Origin of the sequence: Ensifer sp. PDNC004 (assembly GCF_016919405.1) — a bacterium.
GTDB lineage: Bacteria > Pseudomonadota > Alphaproteobacteria > Rhizobiales > Rhizobiaceae > Ensifer.
This window is the reverse complement of record NZ_CP070352.1, coordinates 919,458-935,626: the sequence shown is the minus strand read 5'-3', so window position 1 is coordinate 935,626 and position 16,169 is coordinate 919,458. Positions and strand designations below refer to the sequence as shown.

7 protein-coding genes and 1 pseudogene are annotated in these 16,169 nt (G+C 60.9%); 6 read left to right on the top strand and 2 right to left on the bottom strand.

The genetic code is table 11. The features are described from left to right. Positions 1 to 40: 40 nt before the first annotated feature. Positions 41 to 5,575 (bottom strand): putative Ig domain-containing protein, encoded by a 5,535-nt coding sequence (locus JVX98_RS04090; RefSeq protein ID WP_205235892.1) that lies wholly within the window; start codon positions 5,573 to 5,575, stop codon positions 41 to 43. A 687-nt stretch (positions 5,576 to 6,262) separates the two neighbouring features. Continuing rightward, positions 6,263 to 7,222, bottom strand: a complete 960-nt coding sequence (locus JVX98_RS04085) for a helix-turn-helix domain-containing protein (RefSeq protein ID WP_205235891.1) — start codon at positions 7,220 to 7,222, stop codon at positions 6,263 to 6,265. 2,148 nt (positions 7,223 to 9,370) lie between these two features. On the opposite strand from JVX98_RS04085, the pseudogene JVX98_RS04080 reads away from it, so the two are divergent. The 6 genes and pseudogenes from JVX98_RS04080 to JVX98_RS04055 all read left to right on the top strand — a co-directional run bounded on the left by JVX98_RS04080 (position 9,371) and on the right by JVX98_RS04055 (position 16,160). Next, positions 9,371 to 9,577, top strand: a pseudogene (locus JVX98_RS04080) (cold-shock protein). A gap of 428 nt (positions 9,578 to 10,005) precedes the next feature. Further along, on the top strand, positions 10,006 to 10,242 hold the full coding sequence (gene rpsU, locus JVX98_RS04075; protein ID WP_192451281.1) for a 30S ribosomal protein S21: 237 nt from the start codon (positions 10,006 to 10,008) through the stop codon (positions 10,240 to 10,242). Between the two features lie 37 nt (positions 10,243 to 10,279). Next, on the top strand, positions 10,280 to 10,501 hold the full coding sequence (locus JVX98_RS04070; RefSeq protein ID WP_192451282.1) for a hypothetical protein: 222 nt from the start codon (positions 10,280 to 10,282) through the stop codon (positions 10,499 to 10,501). 448 nt (positions 10,502 to 10,949) lie between these two features. Continuing rightward, positions 10,950 to 11,723, top strand: a complete 774-nt coding sequence (locus tag JVX98_RS04065) for a hypothetical protein (RefSeq protein WP_192451283.1) — start codon at positions 10,950 to 10,952, stop codon at positions 11,721 to 11,723. Between the two features lie 952 nt (positions 11,724 to 12,675). Then, complete coding sequence (locus JVX98_RS04060; protein WP_205235890.1) at positions 12,676 to 14,004, top strand: NRAMP family divalent metal transporter; 1,329 nt, start codon at positions 12,676 to 12,678, stop codon at positions 14,002 to 14,004. A 476-nt stretch (positions 14,005 to 14,480) separates the two neighbouring features. Further along, positions 14,481 to 16,160, top strand: coding sequence for an amidohydrolase (locus tag JVX98_RS04055; protein ID WP_205235889.1), 1,680 nt, complete (start codon positions 14,481 to 14,483; stop codon positions 16,158 to 16,160). The last annotated feature ends 9 nt before the right edge of the window (positions 16,161 to 16,169 follow it).

Here is a 16,169-nt window from a genome sequence, read left to right as displayed (position 1 = left end):
GCGACACTCCTGTAAAGTCGGTACCGCCTGGCATGCTTATTCAAAAACGTCCACTGACCCCAACCTTTGCGCCCGCAGATGTCTCACCGTCGCCTTCGATGTTGAATAGCAGACCGGTGTCGATCGACCAGCTCTCCGCGGTTTTTAGTGACAGTCCGGCCGAAAGCGAGCCGAACATGCCCGCGCCATCAAGCCCGGAGTAGCCGAGCGTGCCGGCGAGCTTGGGCGTCAGCGTCATCTCGTTCTCAAGGCTGAACTGCCGGGCAATCTCCGCCCTCAGACTGACCCGCAATTGCTCCTCGGTGAAGCCCTTGAGGTCGATGAGGTCGCCGGCGCCGTTCTTCACTCCATAGTCGTCAACCGTCTCGGAGAAATAGACGGCCCGCAGCGCCGGCGTAAACACGGTTGCATCGTCCAGCTGCCATTGCCCCTTGACGGAGGTGTCCATGAGCAAGCGGCGCGTGTCGAACGTGCCGTCAAAGGCGTTCATGTTCATATCGATGGTGTTGGACGAGCCGCCATAAAGCAGGCTCGTATCCCAGAAGATACTCTTGCCGAGTTCGAATGAGGCATAGGGGCCAGCGAGCCAGCCATTGCCGGACAGCTCCGCATCCTCGTCGGTCGGGTCGGTCATTCGGTCATAGTGGAAGGACAGGCCGAGCAGCGCCTTCTCCGACAGCAGATAGTCTGCGCCAAGCGAGACCATGCCGAAGTTGCCCCACTTGTCATCGTCGTCCTTACGGCGGTGCATCAGGAACGTGCTGTCGAGCCAGATGTTGAACGGCGAGGCTTCTGCCTGGTCAATGCCATCGGCGCTGTCGCGCGCAGCCTCGATCTGGGCAAGACTGGTGGAAAAGCCAAGTGTAACGCCAACGGTGGAAGGTGTCATACGCGTGGTCACCGTGTCCGTTCCCGCGGCCATCCGCCGCCGGTCGATGAGGCCCGGCACCTTGATGGTCGAGGCGATCAGGTTCTGCCGCGTCCGCACGAAGTCGCGCACGAGCGCGTCGATCTCCGCAGCGTGCCCGGACGCATCGAAGGCGAGATTGTAGGTCACGGTCCCGGTGTTGGAAGTACCGAGCGCACTGATCATGCGGAAGCCGACGCGCACCTGGCCGGAATACGCCCTGCTGGGCGTGAACTTCAGATACCAGCCAACCGGGGCGGCGACCGGACCGACCTGTGCCAACTCGCCCTGGATGATCGACGCCGTTCCGGCTTGGGCCGGTTCGACAAAGGTGGTCTCGGCCCCAATGAACGGACCGCCGGTGGCGCCGCGATTGAGATAGACATCGGGCGGTGCGGACCCGGCCGGGACATCGACCACCTTGTCGCTGACCGTGATCGTGCGGGCTTGGACCTTGACGGTATAGCTCGCCGTTCCCGTTGCGCCGTTGCCGTCGCGAGCCTCGATTGTGAACGTGTAATTCCCGCCGGCATCCGCGGCCAGTGGGCCGGTCAGTTCACCCGTCGAGATGTTGAGGACCATGCCCTTGGGCAAGGCGCCGGATGCCAGGCGATAGAGCATCGGCCCGGTTCCGCCTTTGGCGGCAATTGGCTGGCTATAGTTCTCGCCGGCCATGGCGTCCGTGAGCGCTCCAGCGGGTGGCTGGAAGGCGAAATCGACTGGGGCCGCTACAATCGCGATCGAATAGCGTGCGGTTCCGGAAGCATTGTTGGCATCGGTTGCCGTCACGGTAAAATCGTGGTTTCCGGCCCGGGTCGGGGTGCCGCCGATCGCGCCGGTGGCGCCGTCGAGCGCGAGGCCCGCAGGAAGCTGGCCCGATGTGACCGCATATCGATAGGGCGCGGTTCCGCCCGAGGCGATGACGGTGGCGCCGCCATAGGCGCTTCCGGCGGTTCCGCTCGCCAGCGCGCCAGTCGTCGGCGAGAAGGCGAGTGTCGGCGCTGTCACTGTGATCGCCACCGTTGCGGCAGGCGAGGTGCCGGTGGCGTTGGTGGCCACATAGGTGAAGCTGTCGGAACCGGAATAGCCCGGTGTCGGGGTATAGGTGATCGCGAGTCCCGACACCGCGGCCGTGCCGTGCGCCGGCTGGGCGCCGATGGCCACGGAATTCGCTGCGCCGCCGGTGAGATCAAGCGTGATCGGGTTGACAGCGGAGTTTGCTGCGACAGTCGCACGCACATTGTTGGCTGTCGGAGCCTGCATGACGATGGCGATCGAGTAGCTTGCGGTTCCCGTTGCGTTGTTGGCGTCGGTTGCCGTCACGGTGAAATTGTAGCTTCCGGCGGTCGTCGGCATCCCCGAGATGCGACCGGTGATGCCATCGAGCGCGAGGCCTGCAGGCAGTTCGCCTGAAGTCACGGCATAGCGATAGGGCGCGGTGCCGGCCGACGCGACGACTATGACGTCATAGGCCGTCCCGACGATACCCCCGGTCAACGTGCCGGCTGAGGGCGCGAAGGTGAGTGTGGGTGCCGTGACGGTGATGGTCACGGTCGCCGCATTCGACGTACCGCTGGCGTTGGTGGCGGTGTAGGTGAAGCTGTCGGAGCCGGAATAGCCTGGTGTCGGTGTATAGCTTATCGCAAGTCCCGAAACCGAAGCTGTGCCGTGCGTTGCCTGCGTGCCGATGGCCAGCGTATCGGCAACTCCGCCGCCGAGATCTGGTGTGACGGCGTTCGCCGTGGAGTTTGCCGCGACGGTTGCGCTCACATCGCCGGCGGTCGGCGCCTCGACCGCAATTGCGATCGAGTATGCTGCCGTCCCCGTAGCGTTGTTGGCGTCGGTGGCCGTGACCGTGAAGGTGTAGTCACCGGCCGTCGTCGGCGTTCCCGAGATAAGACCGGACGCTGGATCGAGCGTCAGCCCGTCCGGCAGCGTGCCGTTGACGGCGTAGGTATAGGGCGCGGTGCCGGCTGCGGCCGTAACGGTGACGCCGCCATAAGCGGTCGCGGCCGTTCCACCCGGTAGCGCGCCGGCCGGCGGCGAGAAGCTGAAGGTCGGCGCAGAAACGGTGATCGTCACGGTCGCGGCAGCGGACGTACCGGTCGGGTTGGTGGCGGTGTAGGTGAAGCTGTCGGAGCCGGAATAGCCTGGTGTCGGTGTATAGCTGATCGCAAGTCCCGACACCGAAGCCGTGCCGTGCGTTGCCTGCGTGCCGATGGCCAGCGTATCGGCAACTCCGCCTCCGAGATCTGGTGTGACGGCGTTCGCCGTGGAGTTTGCCGCGACGGTTGCGCTCACATCGCCGACGGTCGGCGCCTCGACCGCGATCGTGATCGAGTAGGCCGCCATCCCCGTTGCGTTGTTGGCGTCGGTGGCCGAGACCGTGAAGGTGTAGTCACCGGCGGTCGTCGGCGTTCCCGAGATAAGACCGGACGCTGGATCGAGCGTCAGCCCGTCCGGCAGCGTGCCGTTGACGGCGTAGGTATAGGGCGCGGTGCCGGCTGCGGCCGTAACGGTGACGCCGCCATAAGCGGTCGCGGCCGTTCCACCCGGTAGCGCGCCAGCCGGCGGCGAGAAGGTGAGGGTCGGCGCAGAAACGGTGATCGTCACGGTCGCGGCATTCGACGTACCGCTGGTGTTGGTGGCGGTATAGGTGAAGCTGTCGGAACCGGAGTAGCCAGCTGTCGGGGTGTAGGTGATCGCCAGTCCCGAAACCGAAGCCGCACCGTGCGTCGGCTGGGTGCCGATGGCCAGCGTGTCCGCCGCGCCGCCACTGAGGCTGAGCGTCATCAGATTGGCCGTGGAGTTTGCCGCAACCGTCGCACTCACAGCGTTGGCGACCGGAGCAGGCTTTGGTGTGACCGAACCGGACGGATCGGAGGCCGGACCGGGGCCGATGCTGTTGGTGGCCGTCACTGTGAAGGTGTAGGCCGTTCCGTTGGCAAGGCCCTTCACGGTGATGGGACTCGATCCGCCGGTTGCCACGGCACCACCTGGATCAGACGTCACAGTGTAGCTGCTGATCGGCGTGGTGCCCGCATTCACAGGGGCGGTGAAGCTGACCGTCGCCTCGCCGTCACCCGACACAGCGCTGACATCAGTCGGTGCATCCGGAACTGCGCCCGCGCGATTGACGACGATGTCATAGGTCTTCTTCGTGACGGCGTCCTGCGCCGTAACCACGATCCTTATGGCGTTGTCGCCGACCTGGAGGCTGACGGGAACGCTGCCCGGCGCCGAGACGACGGCTCCGTTGACCGAGACGGTGGCGCCGGGATGTGTGCTGGCCGGTGTGACGGCGATGCTGGTAACGCTATTGGCTACCGAGAGACTGTAGCTGGTGGTGGCGGCGTCGAAGGCCGGCGTGAGCGTGCCGTTGGACATGCCGATGCCCGAGAGACTGGCGTCGATTGAGGGCGGCGTGACGATCATGGGCGTGCCGCCGGTGAACGCACTGGCCATCTCGTTGCCGGCGATATCCTTTATGCCCGTGCCCGTGGACAAGCTGAGAGCCAAGGTGCCGTCTCCAGAAACATTCGCCACATGCACCTGATAGGCCGATCCCGATCCCGACACACTGTCGATCGTGCCTTGCGCCGTTCCTGTTTTCACCAGGGTGAACTTGCCGATGTCCACCGCCATGACCGGTTCGGAAAATTCAACGTCGAAGATCGTGCCGGTCCCAGCGGGTTTGATTGACGCGACGGTGGGCCGGACGCCATCGATCCTGATGCCTGACATGTCGGCAATGTTGCGCAGTGTTACGTCTGCGTCCGCTACGTGGTAGTAATCCTTGATTGTGGCGCCTTCGAGCGACATCGACCCGATCGCGATTCCGTCTTCGTCGAGATCGTTTTCGACAACCGTGTAGGCGAACCTCATGGTGCTCGAGCCATATCCGATCAAGTTCATCCGTCGCTCGACAGCGCCAAGGACGGCCTTGAGGTGCGGAAATCCGTTGCTGATGGCGATCGTCTGATCGAAATCCACGTCGAACATCAGCGAGGCGCCGATGGCGTAGGTTCGTGCGGGCGTGTTGACCGGCTTGACGGCGGTGACGACCGGCGTGGAGCCGTAGGTATAACCGTTCGCGCGCGTCACGGAGGTGTTGTCGACGGTCGTCACGGTCACATCGGCCGGTCCGGCAGTTCGTGCCGGCGCAATGGCGGTAATCTGGGTGGCGCTGTCGACGGTGAAGGTGGTCGCAGCCGTGCCGCCGAAGGTAACAGCACTCACACCGATGAAGTTGGTGCCGGTGATGGTCACGGACTGTCCACCGGCCGTACTTCCGGTGGAAGGGGTGAGACCGGTGATCGTGGGAGGTGCGGCGCGTGTGACGACGAGCCAATAGGTCCGCTTGACCGAGCGGTCCTCGGTCGCCACGGCGATCTTCAGCGTATTACTGCCAACATTGAGCGCAACGTTGGTTGGTGAGCCGGACGTTGCGGTTTCGCCGTTGATCGTCACCGTCGCTGTGGCTCCGACCGCGGACGGCGTCACCGCAAGGGTGGAAACGCCACTGGCTACCTTGGCCGTGTAGCTGAAGTTATTCGTATCGAAGGCCGGCTCGAGCGTGCCGCTCGACAGGACAAGAGCGGAAAGCAAGGCGTCCGCAGGATCGCTCTTCGTGACACAGACCACTTCCATACGCCAGGGAGATGCCATCGCGCTGTGGTTTTCGGATTCGATATAGAGACCACCTTGAACAAGTTCTCTCCCGGATATCGATGCGGATTCGCTGCCGGTTACCACGCCTGACTGATTCTGGACCGCCATGTATTGGGGGCCTATTTGGGCCATCGCGGCAAAGAAACCGTAATCCACGTAGCTCGGATTGCGGATCAGCTCGATATGAAGCTGGTCAGTGGCTTCAAAATCAGTTTTTGGATAGGTCCCCGAGAAGAATCCGACCTCTTTCCCGTTGAGATCCGCGACGATATTCTTGCAACCGTTCGATTCCGCGAATGCTTCTCCCGCCTCGGCCGCGAGGCCGGAAAGAAGAACGATGAGCGCTACGAGCAGCCGGCGCCACGTACGCCACGATCGGCGCATTGCTCTGCCGTCCGGCCCGGCCTCACCCTGCGCCGCGATGCAATCTTTTTCGACGCTCATCGCACATCCGGCTCGGGTGCAGGAGGGTGCGGCCGTGGCCGATCGATCGCTTGTCATGACGGATTTCTCTCAGCAAAAAAACGCGCCATGGCAGGCGCGTTTCGTGTTAGCTCGGAGAAAGCACGGTCTTCAATTGATGCAGGCGGTCAGGCGTGGAAATGCGCACCCCGTGCCAGTGACCCTGCGTTTGCTGCCAGATTGGCGGTCCGATGCCGCACCGACCTTTTGCCACTGAGGTCCTCATCGCCCGATCAGACTGATCCATTGCGACCAGTCGGTCGCCGACAGGCCGGCCGCGGATTTCAGCAGGGCGGGATGATTTGCCGAAAGATGCCGCACTTCCCGCGGCGACATGCCGAATTCGCGACGAAACGCACGGCTGAAATTTGCCGCGTTGGTAAAGCCATGCGCCGATGCGAGATCTGCGATTGCAACGTGCCTGTATTCCGGCGCTCGCAGATTTGTGAAGGCGCGCCGCAGGCGCTGTTGCGCCAGGAAAACCGAGAATCCCCCAACCAGTTCCAGAAGCCGGTAGACCGTTCGGCGCGAAAGGCCGAATGCGGCCATGACACGCTCCACGGTCAGATCGGGTTCGAGCAGGTGGTCGGTTATGTAGCGCCTGACCGCGATCGACAGGGCATGGCCGACGCTTGCTGCGTTGCCCTCGCTCGTCTGGCTGTTGATCGCAGCGCCGGCAAGATCGAGCAGCGGCGACAGGACCGCCTCCGCGTCACCGACGGAGATATGATCCAGCTGTTTGTGCAGGCTGCCGAGCGTGTCCCTCAACAGCGAAACGAGCGGCATGTTCGCCGGTAGGACCAGTTCATGATTGTCGTCCGGGCGCTTGAGACGCGGGGCCAGCATCTGGCGCGGAATGACGAGGCTGAGATGCTCATGATCGATTGTCGATGTGGCGAGCGGCTGCGCCATATCGATCACGTAGAGGTCACCGGGGCGGGCAATGCTGTCGGAGCCGCCGCGGCTGCCGCTTTGACCATTGAGATAAAACTGCACGAGATACCCGTCCATGCCGTCGCGGGCGATCTTGTAGCGGGACCGATCGAAGTCCTGACCGCTTGATCGCGTGCGCGCGACCCCGACACCTCCAATCAGGGCCGCATCGACGCTGGCAAAGAACGGTTCGTCGGACGGGCCGCGGAGACGTGTGTCGAACAGCACGCCAATCGACTCTCGCCACATCAGATGCGCATCCTGCTGCCGCATGCTTGTCGTGTCGAACCGAGAGCGTGGCAATCCGAAGTGCTCGGTATCTGCGACTTCCGAAGGTGCAGCTGCTTCAAATGACGCGTTCATAGACTTCATTCATTGGGCGGGCTCGCGTGCAGAGAACCTGCAAGCTTCGATTGATTTCTAATGGAAGCGCAAGTTATTGAAAACTGCGGACAAAGCAACCATCAGCGGGAGTCGCGAATCGAGCGCCGAGAATCCCAGACGCAGCCGACGCACTACCTCCGCCAACTCGCGGCGCGTAGTCTTTCCCGGAGCGGATCCATGCCGGGTAGTCCGCTGGATGGATCGAAACGGAATCGAAGTCGCTATACTGGCGAAACCGCTTCGTTCATCATTCGCTAAGCCGCTTCTTGAGGGTAGCGTCCGTCCCCATAATGCAAGCCTACTTCGACGCGTGGACAAATACGTCCGCTCCACCATTCTCGAGCTCGAAAATCCGAAGCCCTTGATGTTGTTGAAGAATTTTACGGTTCCAGTGTTCATGACAATTCCTTTTCAAAATCATGATTGAGTTCCCCCGCCGACAAGATGACGACGAAGGCAGAGAGATCGATTTTGAGAGGAAAGGTCGGCTTTGACGCGAAGGCGAGAAAACAAAGCTCAACAGGCAAGATCGGCAGCGCGTGGCGACAAGCACATTGGGTCCACAACAAGTCGGAGGCAGCCACTGCTGTAGAAACAAAAAAGGCCGGGGCGAAACCGCACCGACCTTCCTCATCATCACCTTTTCACCAGTGCCAGTACATCCGTGGTCAAAGGCATCAGGTGATGGCGGCGTTCGCGAGCGGCAGAAGTTTTCCAGCGCTCATCAGCGAAACCGATGCATGTGATCTAAGGGAGAACTGCGTTTAAAACAAGTCCATTTTTCAGATTCGAGTTTCCGCATTGCGGAGCGAGGTAAAAGAGCGCAGTGTCGATCCTTCGGTGGCCATTTAAAGGGCGCCGCCGCTCAGGCGATGCCTGGCCCCAATGAAAGGAGGACCTATGTCTTCCGTCTTACCCCCATACTCGTTGTCCGCCGATCTCCGGAAGATCAAGGAGTTCCTGGCCAGCTCTGGACTCCTCACCTTAGAGGGTTCCCAGACGTCCCCTGACCACAAGAGATCAGCACGCGTCATCCGCAACTTTCGTGCAGGGGTTACGTACCCCTCGTTCGTCAAGAAGTAGGAGGCGGCGATGGCTCACTTAGCTCGACAACGCGTAGCCCTAATCCACTTCGCAATACAGGCTTCGCCTGCTCTGGCAATCGGATTTGTTGCCTACATGACGTTTAGGGGTCTCTTCTAAGTCGAGGCGAACAAGGAACAGGCAAGGGCTTTAGCTCACGGCCCTGCCATTCTGATGCCCGCCAACCTCTAATTTCCACCGGCCGATGGACATTGTTCAATTTGCCGCCCTTGGTCTTCGCCATCGGGCAATCCTTGCGTCCTGGCCGCGGGACCACGCGGTGCGTTTCGCTTGTCGATGCGTTGAATATCGGGAACGTCAGGTCCAATTGTCATCGACGAAATTCAATTGGCGTTGCGAAGTAGATGTCGCTGACTAACTTTCAGGGCGAATGGCGACTTCAGTCCAGCTCTCCTTCCAAGCGGGCCAAGTCGCGTAGCCTGGGAGTGTTTGCGTCAAGCGCCAATGCCGCGACTGCCGTGCTATGCCTTGAGAGCGACCGACCCCGATGCTGCTCTATTGGATGTCCAGTTGATGAAGAGGACGTCGGGACCGGTCGCCGAGGCGCTTGGCGACCGTGGTGTGTCCGCTTCATGGTTGCAAGCGCGCTCGGGAGCGAGATCAGCGCGTACCCCATCGACGCCGATGCTCGAGCATAGGAAAACCGGTCGACCCTGTTAGACTCATTCCGTGCGTACAATAAAAAGAAAAATAAATCGACGAATAAACCGGAACGTCAGGCTCTCGTGATGTTTTCATCGGCATAAGGTGAATATTTCAATATTTCAATTGAGTTTTAAAAAGTATCGTTTATATGTTTTTTCATAGAAAATTGATCGCGAATTTTGAATCTGCGCTTCTGCGCAACCAGATATGCTCTCAAATTCAAAAAGAAATATTTCTGGAAGAATCGACGATTGAAAGGAAATTATCCTCGATTCAGGCGCGGTAAAGTGGTTCAACAGCACCAAGGGCCTCGGCTTCATTCAACAAGGTGACGGGGTATCGATGTGTTCGTGCCTATCTCGGCGGTTGAATGCGCTGGGCTCGCCGGCCGACGGTCAGAAGGCAACATTCGACGTGGTTAGCGACCGCAAATCGGGCAAGAGCTCGGACGACAATCTCAGGCCGGAATAGTTTGTCATTCGCCTTCCTCTGACCACGGATGTACTGACAGGGAAGCATTTGAATGATGGGAACAGGTCGGGGAAGTAACCCGACCTTTTTGTGTCTTGGGACTTTCATTTTTTCGGGGGATCGCCATGAGCCGCGCCGGGTTGGGAATTGGCAACAAGGTTGTGCTGAGGGCGAGCGCCACACAACAGGCCTTGGTCAGCCGCTTTGGCCGGGTTGTCGGCCTGTTGCCGACCGATAGTGGCGAGGCCCGCTATCGCGTACGGGTGGAGGGCGAGACGTTCGAGCGCTGCCTACTGGCCACAGACATCGAACACGCCGAAACTTCGGCTGAGGACGCCCCTGGGGCGGCCGCCAGCCGGCCATGGCTCAAGCCATTGAGCACAATGCCTGGCAGATAGTCACGGGCGACCAAAACAGGAGAATATCTTTTGCAAGTGCTCGTCAGAGACAACAATATCGATCAGGCTTTGCGCGTTCTGAAGAAGAAGATGCAGAAAGAAGGTCTGTTCCGCGAATTCAAGGCGCGCAGCTCCTATGAGAAGCCCTCGGAAAAGCGTGTGCGCGAAAAGGCAGAAGCGGTGCGGCGCCAACGGAAGCTGCAGCGCAAGAAGCTCCAGCGTGAGGGCCTGCTGCCTGGACCGTACAAAGCGGCGAGAACGCGCTGAGCCTTCGGGCAGCAAGCATCACATCAGGAGATAGGCCATGACGCCACACACCAACGCCGCATTTAAACCGGTGAAGATCTCCGCCAGCGAAAAGGCGGCAGCCACCGATCATACGGCAAGAGCCATCGTCGCCGCCGAAAAGATCGCTCGTGAAAAGAAGACCGAGAAGCTCAAGGCGCAGCGCCTGGAGAATACCGCTTCGCAAGCCGTTGCAGAGGCGCCTGCAACCAAGCCGGTTCGTAAATCACGCCGTCGGTGACTGCGACGGCACGTAGTGCCTACACGCAGCTGGAAGGATCCAGAGTTGCGATAACGCGCATCCCTTGCGACTTTTCAGTCAACAGAAAGTAGCCTCATGTCATCCGCACACCGACAGTCCTTGGCCCCCTCCGACCTGGCAATGCTCGATGGCGTATTGCGGCGCGCCGGCTTTCTCGTCGAACGCTTCAAGGCGGTTGTGGTCACGGCAGACACCTTGCTTGCCGAACTGCAGAGCCGGAAGGGACTGCGAACTCCACGGCAGATTGAAACCGAAAGTCTAGAACAATGGGATGATGACGGAGGGGCGCCACGAGGATCCAGCGGAATGACTCGCTACACTGCCACTCGACGCCAAGTCTGGCCGTCTCGGGGCAGCTTCTAAACCGACAGTTCACCGCCTTAATATCCCAACCTTGAAATCAGCCTGCCGAACGGAGAACTCAAAAATGCCCCGACGATCCGATCCAGCGTTGGCTCTCCAGATGATCCTGGTTCTATCAGCAGCACTGTTGTCCATCCCCTATGCGTATGGTCAAGAAACGCTTTCGGTGCCCGCGAATGCCGAAGCCAATCGCTACGGGTCGGGGTGGGAGTGCAATCGCGGCTTCAGAGAAGTGGCCCAATCCTGTGTTCCCGTTACGGCGCCCCATGACGCGTTCCTGACCAACGAAACCTACGGCAAAGGCTGGGAATGTCACTACGGCTTTGCCGAACGGGGCGACGAGTGCCTTGCCGTTCAAGTGCCGGCTAATGCCTATCTTGATTCATATTCTAGCGGCCATTGGCGATGTATGCGCGGATTTCTCCGAAATGGCCAGGGATGCGACCGGATCGAGGTGCCGGAGAATGCGTTTCTTACCGACTCGAGCTACAGCGAGGGCTGGGAATGTGACCGCGGTTATCAAGTTGTTGGCCGCAAATGTGTCGCGCTGCACGTCCCTGAGCATGCCTATTTGACAACGAGCGGCAACGAATGGCTATGCGATCGTGGATATGAAGCGAAGGACCAGGCCTGCGTCGCCGTCAAGGTTCCCCACAACGCGAGCTTCGCGGATACACCCTACGGCCTGAAATGGAAATGTGACCGCGGCTTTGAAGCCAAGGGGGCAGTATGTTCCGTAATCGAGCTTCCTGAGAACGCGCATCTTGATTATTCCGGTAACGGCTGGGAGTGCAACCGACCGTATCGGCCAAGCAATGGGGTGTGCCGCATTGATTGATGACATCTGGCAGCGCCGCGGGTTGGCTCGAGTGCCTAGAGGCCTCGAATTTCTGTATCGGGCGAACTTTCCTCGCTCTTAAACACGAACCCCAGCCGAATTGCACGCCGCAACAAGCCGGGGATCGGCGCCAATCGTTGATTTGATGGCAGACCGCGATGCCGACAAGGGCCACGCGAAAACTGCACCGACCCTCCTCATCGGCGCCTGCATCAGGCGATGGCGGCATTCGCGAACGGCAGAAAACCTTCCAGCGCTCGGAACAAGCTGTCTACTTGTCAGGCGACCATGAAGTACCTGCAGAAACGAGGCGACCGACCCGTGTCATCGTCGCGGACGACACGACATATCGCATCGAGGTGACTGTTTGGGTCAGCGAGCGACGGGTCCCTTAGTATCCGCGCGCATCCGTTACCGTTCCTGTGCAGGCACTGCACGCGGTTGGAATTTAGTGGACGAAACGGTGGCTGATATTTGCAAGCAACAGGACGCCCTTGTCTTCGATCGCCCGACATCTCTCAGCGTACCCGGCTGTCAGGGGGGGCATCCGGTTTTGCATGCTCACTCTACTGGTCACGAGTGACACGGAGATACCGTAGGATTCGATAAGAGTCCTTTTGAAAGTTGCTTGCGGTGTCGTGGCAGCCGCATCATGAGGCATGCTCGGCCGATCTTCTCGAAGTATCTCCCCTCCAGCTCGCCGCCTGACTGACAGATTGGCCGAGGTCCCTTCGCGTCGATGGCAGCGAACGCTATAAGAATAGCCAGACGCCAACTTGAACGGTCAAATGGTTCGCCATCACCAAGGTTCTGGCCTCCCGACGATGGGCGGCGGACATTTCCGCGTGCCGTCGAGTGCGCGCGGTGCGGGCGGATGGCTAAGATTGCAGTGTACTTACCGGTAGGACGGCGGACAATCCGACAAGTAGAGATCAGCCCGGAGGCTCCCTGAATGCGCAGCAAATCTCGGCACACAGACCATGGTGATGGCGCGCAGTCAGCAGTGGTCGCGAAGCCGGTTGTTCATCGATTGCGCCGTGCTGCGTTGTTCGAGAAATTGGGGCCGGGGCTGATCACCGGGGCGGCAGACGATGATCCGAGCGGCATCGCTACCTATTCGCAGGCGGGCGCGCAGTTCGGGGCCAACATGCTCTGGATTATGTTGTTCCTTTACCCGCTGATGACCACGATGCAGATGATCAGTGCCCGGATTGGACGCGTCACCGGGCACGGGCTCGCGGCCAACATGCGCCGGATTTTTCCGCCCTGGGCCGTGACCGGCCTCGTGGCGCTGCTTTTCACCGCCAACACCATCAACATCGGCGCCGACCTCGCCGCCATGGGGGCTGCGGCGGAACTGGTGCTTGGCTGGGGGCGCCACCTTTTCACGCTTCTGTTCGCGCTGCTTTCCCTGACACTTCAGGTGCTGGTGCCCTATCACCGCTACGTCCGGTACCTGAAGTGGCTGACTTTGGTGCTCTTTGCCTATGTTGGCGTCGTCCTAACTGTGGAGATCAACTGGGGCGAAGTCGCCCTGCGGACCGTGACGCCGAAGCTCGCCCTGACGGCAGAAACAGCGACCATGGTGGTGGCGGTCTTCGGTACCACCATCAGCCCATATCTGCTCTTCTGGCAGGCGTCAGAGGAGGTGGAGGACGAGGAGGCCGACCCGACGACCGATCCGCTTATCGACCATCCCGAGCAGGCTCTCGTCCAACTCAGCCGCATCCGTTGGGACACATACATCGGCATGGCCTTTGCCAACCTCGTAGCCTTTTTCATCATCCTGACGACTGCCGTCACCTTGCATGCCGCAGGCATGACCGATATCGAGACCTCCGCCGACGCAGCCGAGGCGCTACGCCCGATTGCCGGCGACCTGGCGTTCGCCCTGTTCAGTCTCGGCATCATCGGCACGGGCCTGCTGGCTGTGCCAGTCTTGGCGGGCTCGGCGGCCTATGCCGTTTGCGAATCCCGCGGCTGGGCAATCGGGCTTGAGCACAAGCCGAGGGAGGCGGTCGGGTTCTATAGTGTGATCGGCCTCGCCACTCTCATTGGCCTCGGCGTGGACTATTCGGACCTTGATCCCATACAGGCGCTGTTCTGGAGCGCTGTCCTCAACGGCGTGATTTCCGTGCCCCTTATGGCCGCCATGATGATCGTGGTATCCCGCAAGGACGAGATGGGTCAGTTCGTCGCTTCTTTTGGGCTGCGCGTGATGGGATGGTTCGCCACCGCCTGCATGGCGGCGGCGGCCATCACGATGTTCATTCTCCGCTAGCGAGCCGACCTGATGCGATTGCGCTGACGCGCGTGTTTGACTCGGCCTAAGCACGATCGCCGAGCCGGCGACATGCGGCAGACGTCGTATTTAGGCAGCGTGCGAGCTTGCGAAGCCCTCGTATGGTCACTTCTTTTCCTCCGCTAGCGCGTCCGCCTTTTCTCCAGAGTTGCCCGATTGCTTGATGATATCGTGTGTCGTCGTAAGACGTTGCTTTTGCGTGAAGCAGGGGGTCCAGTAGGACCGGCGTCACCGATATTGATGTACGTCAATGCATAACGGGATCCGTGTGTCATTTTTAATCTTGGTATGTCGTCCTGTTTCGACCGGGAGACTGATAACCGCGAGACGGTCAATACTTGGGGGAATGAAAATCCATGTGTTTCGCTTGCAGTCCGTTCGCCGGCGCCCTCGGCGCGGCCCTATCGCGCCGCTCGCTCCTAAAACACACAGTCGCCTGCGCCGCGTGGGCCGGCATGGCGGGTGCTACGGGAACCTTCGTCTGCAGTTCAGCGGAGGCGGCAAATGAAAGCAATGACACGCTCTATGTCGGCGGCCCGATCGTCACGATCAACGATTCGCAGCCGACCGCCGAGGCGGTGCTTGTTCGCGGTGGCAGAATCGTCGCCGTCGGCGCACGCGGCGAGGTCGAACGGCAGGCTGACGGCCTGGTTACGACCGTCGATCTCATGGGCAAGACGATGCTTCCGGGTTTCGTCGATCCGCACGGCCATGTCGTCATGGTCGGGCTACAGGCCCTAGCAGCGAACCTGCTGCCGGCACCCGATGGAGAAGGCAACAGCATCTCCGCGCTGCAACGTGTCCTGCGCGACTGGACCGCCAACAACAGCGAGGTCATCAAGCGCTATGGCGTCATCGTCGGCTTCGGCTACGACGACTCGCAACTTGAGGAGCAACGCCACCCCACCCGCGCCGATCTCGATGCGGTTTCGTTCGACACTCCGATTTTGATCGTCCACCAATCCGGTCATCTCGGCGTTCTCAACAGCAAGGCGCTCGAGGAGGCGGGCTTGGTCAAGGGGACGCCCAATCCGCCCGGCGGCGCGTTCCGTCGCGAGGCCGACGGAGAGACCCCAAACGGTGTCTGCGAGGAGGCGGCCTTCTTTGCCGCGGCCGGCAAGCTCCTGGGCCGTCTGGACGCGCAAGCCTATCTCGAAATGATCAAGGCAGGGGCAGCGTTCTACGCCTCATTCGGATACACGACCGTCCAGGAAGGGCGCGCCATGCCCGGCAGCGCAACCATGCTTGCGAAGGCGGGCGACGCAGGGCTGCTCGATGTCGACGTCGTTGTCTATCCTGACATCTTTCAGTCTCTCAATGAAATTGCGCCTTCGCGCGAGTACAGGAACCGGGTGCGCGTCGGCGGCGCCAAAGCGACCATCGATGGCTCGCCCCAGGGCAAGACTGCGTTTCTCTCGCAGCCTTATTACAAGCCGCCGGAGGGACAGGGCCCTGACTATCGCGGCTACGCGGCGATCACCAAGGAGCAAATCGTCGATGCCGTCGATCTCGCCTTCGCAAACGGGTGGCAGATCCTCACCCACGCCAATGGCGACGCGGCGGTCGACTGGTTGATCGAGGCGGTCGGCGCCGCAACCGAGAAGCACGGCCCCGGCGACCGGCGCGCGGTCCTGGTGCACGGCCAGACCGCGAGGCTCGACCAGTTGCCGATGCTGAAGGACCTCGCCATCCTGCCGTCCTTCTTCCCGATGCACACCTATTATTGGGGCGACTGGCACCGTAGTTCTGTCCTTGGGCCGGAGCGCGCGGAACGGATCTCTCCCTGCAATTCCGCGCGCAAGCTTGGCATGATCTTCACAAGCCACCACGACGCGCCGGTGGCGAACCCAGACGCGATCCGTGTGCTGTCGGCGACCGTCACACGGGTGACCCGGTCAGGCTATGTGCTCGGCCCCGAGGAGCGCGTCGACACGCTGACGGCGCTCAAAGCCATGACGATTTGGCCCGCTATTCAATACTTCGAGGAGGCGAGCAAAGGCGCGATCGAGCCCGGCAAGCTTGCTGACTTCGTGATCCTGAGCGCTAACCCGCTGGCGGTGAAGCCCGAGGAGTTGATCACGCTCAAAATCGTCGAGACGATCAAGGAAGGAAAGAGCGTCTACAGAGCGACGTGAGCGGTCAGA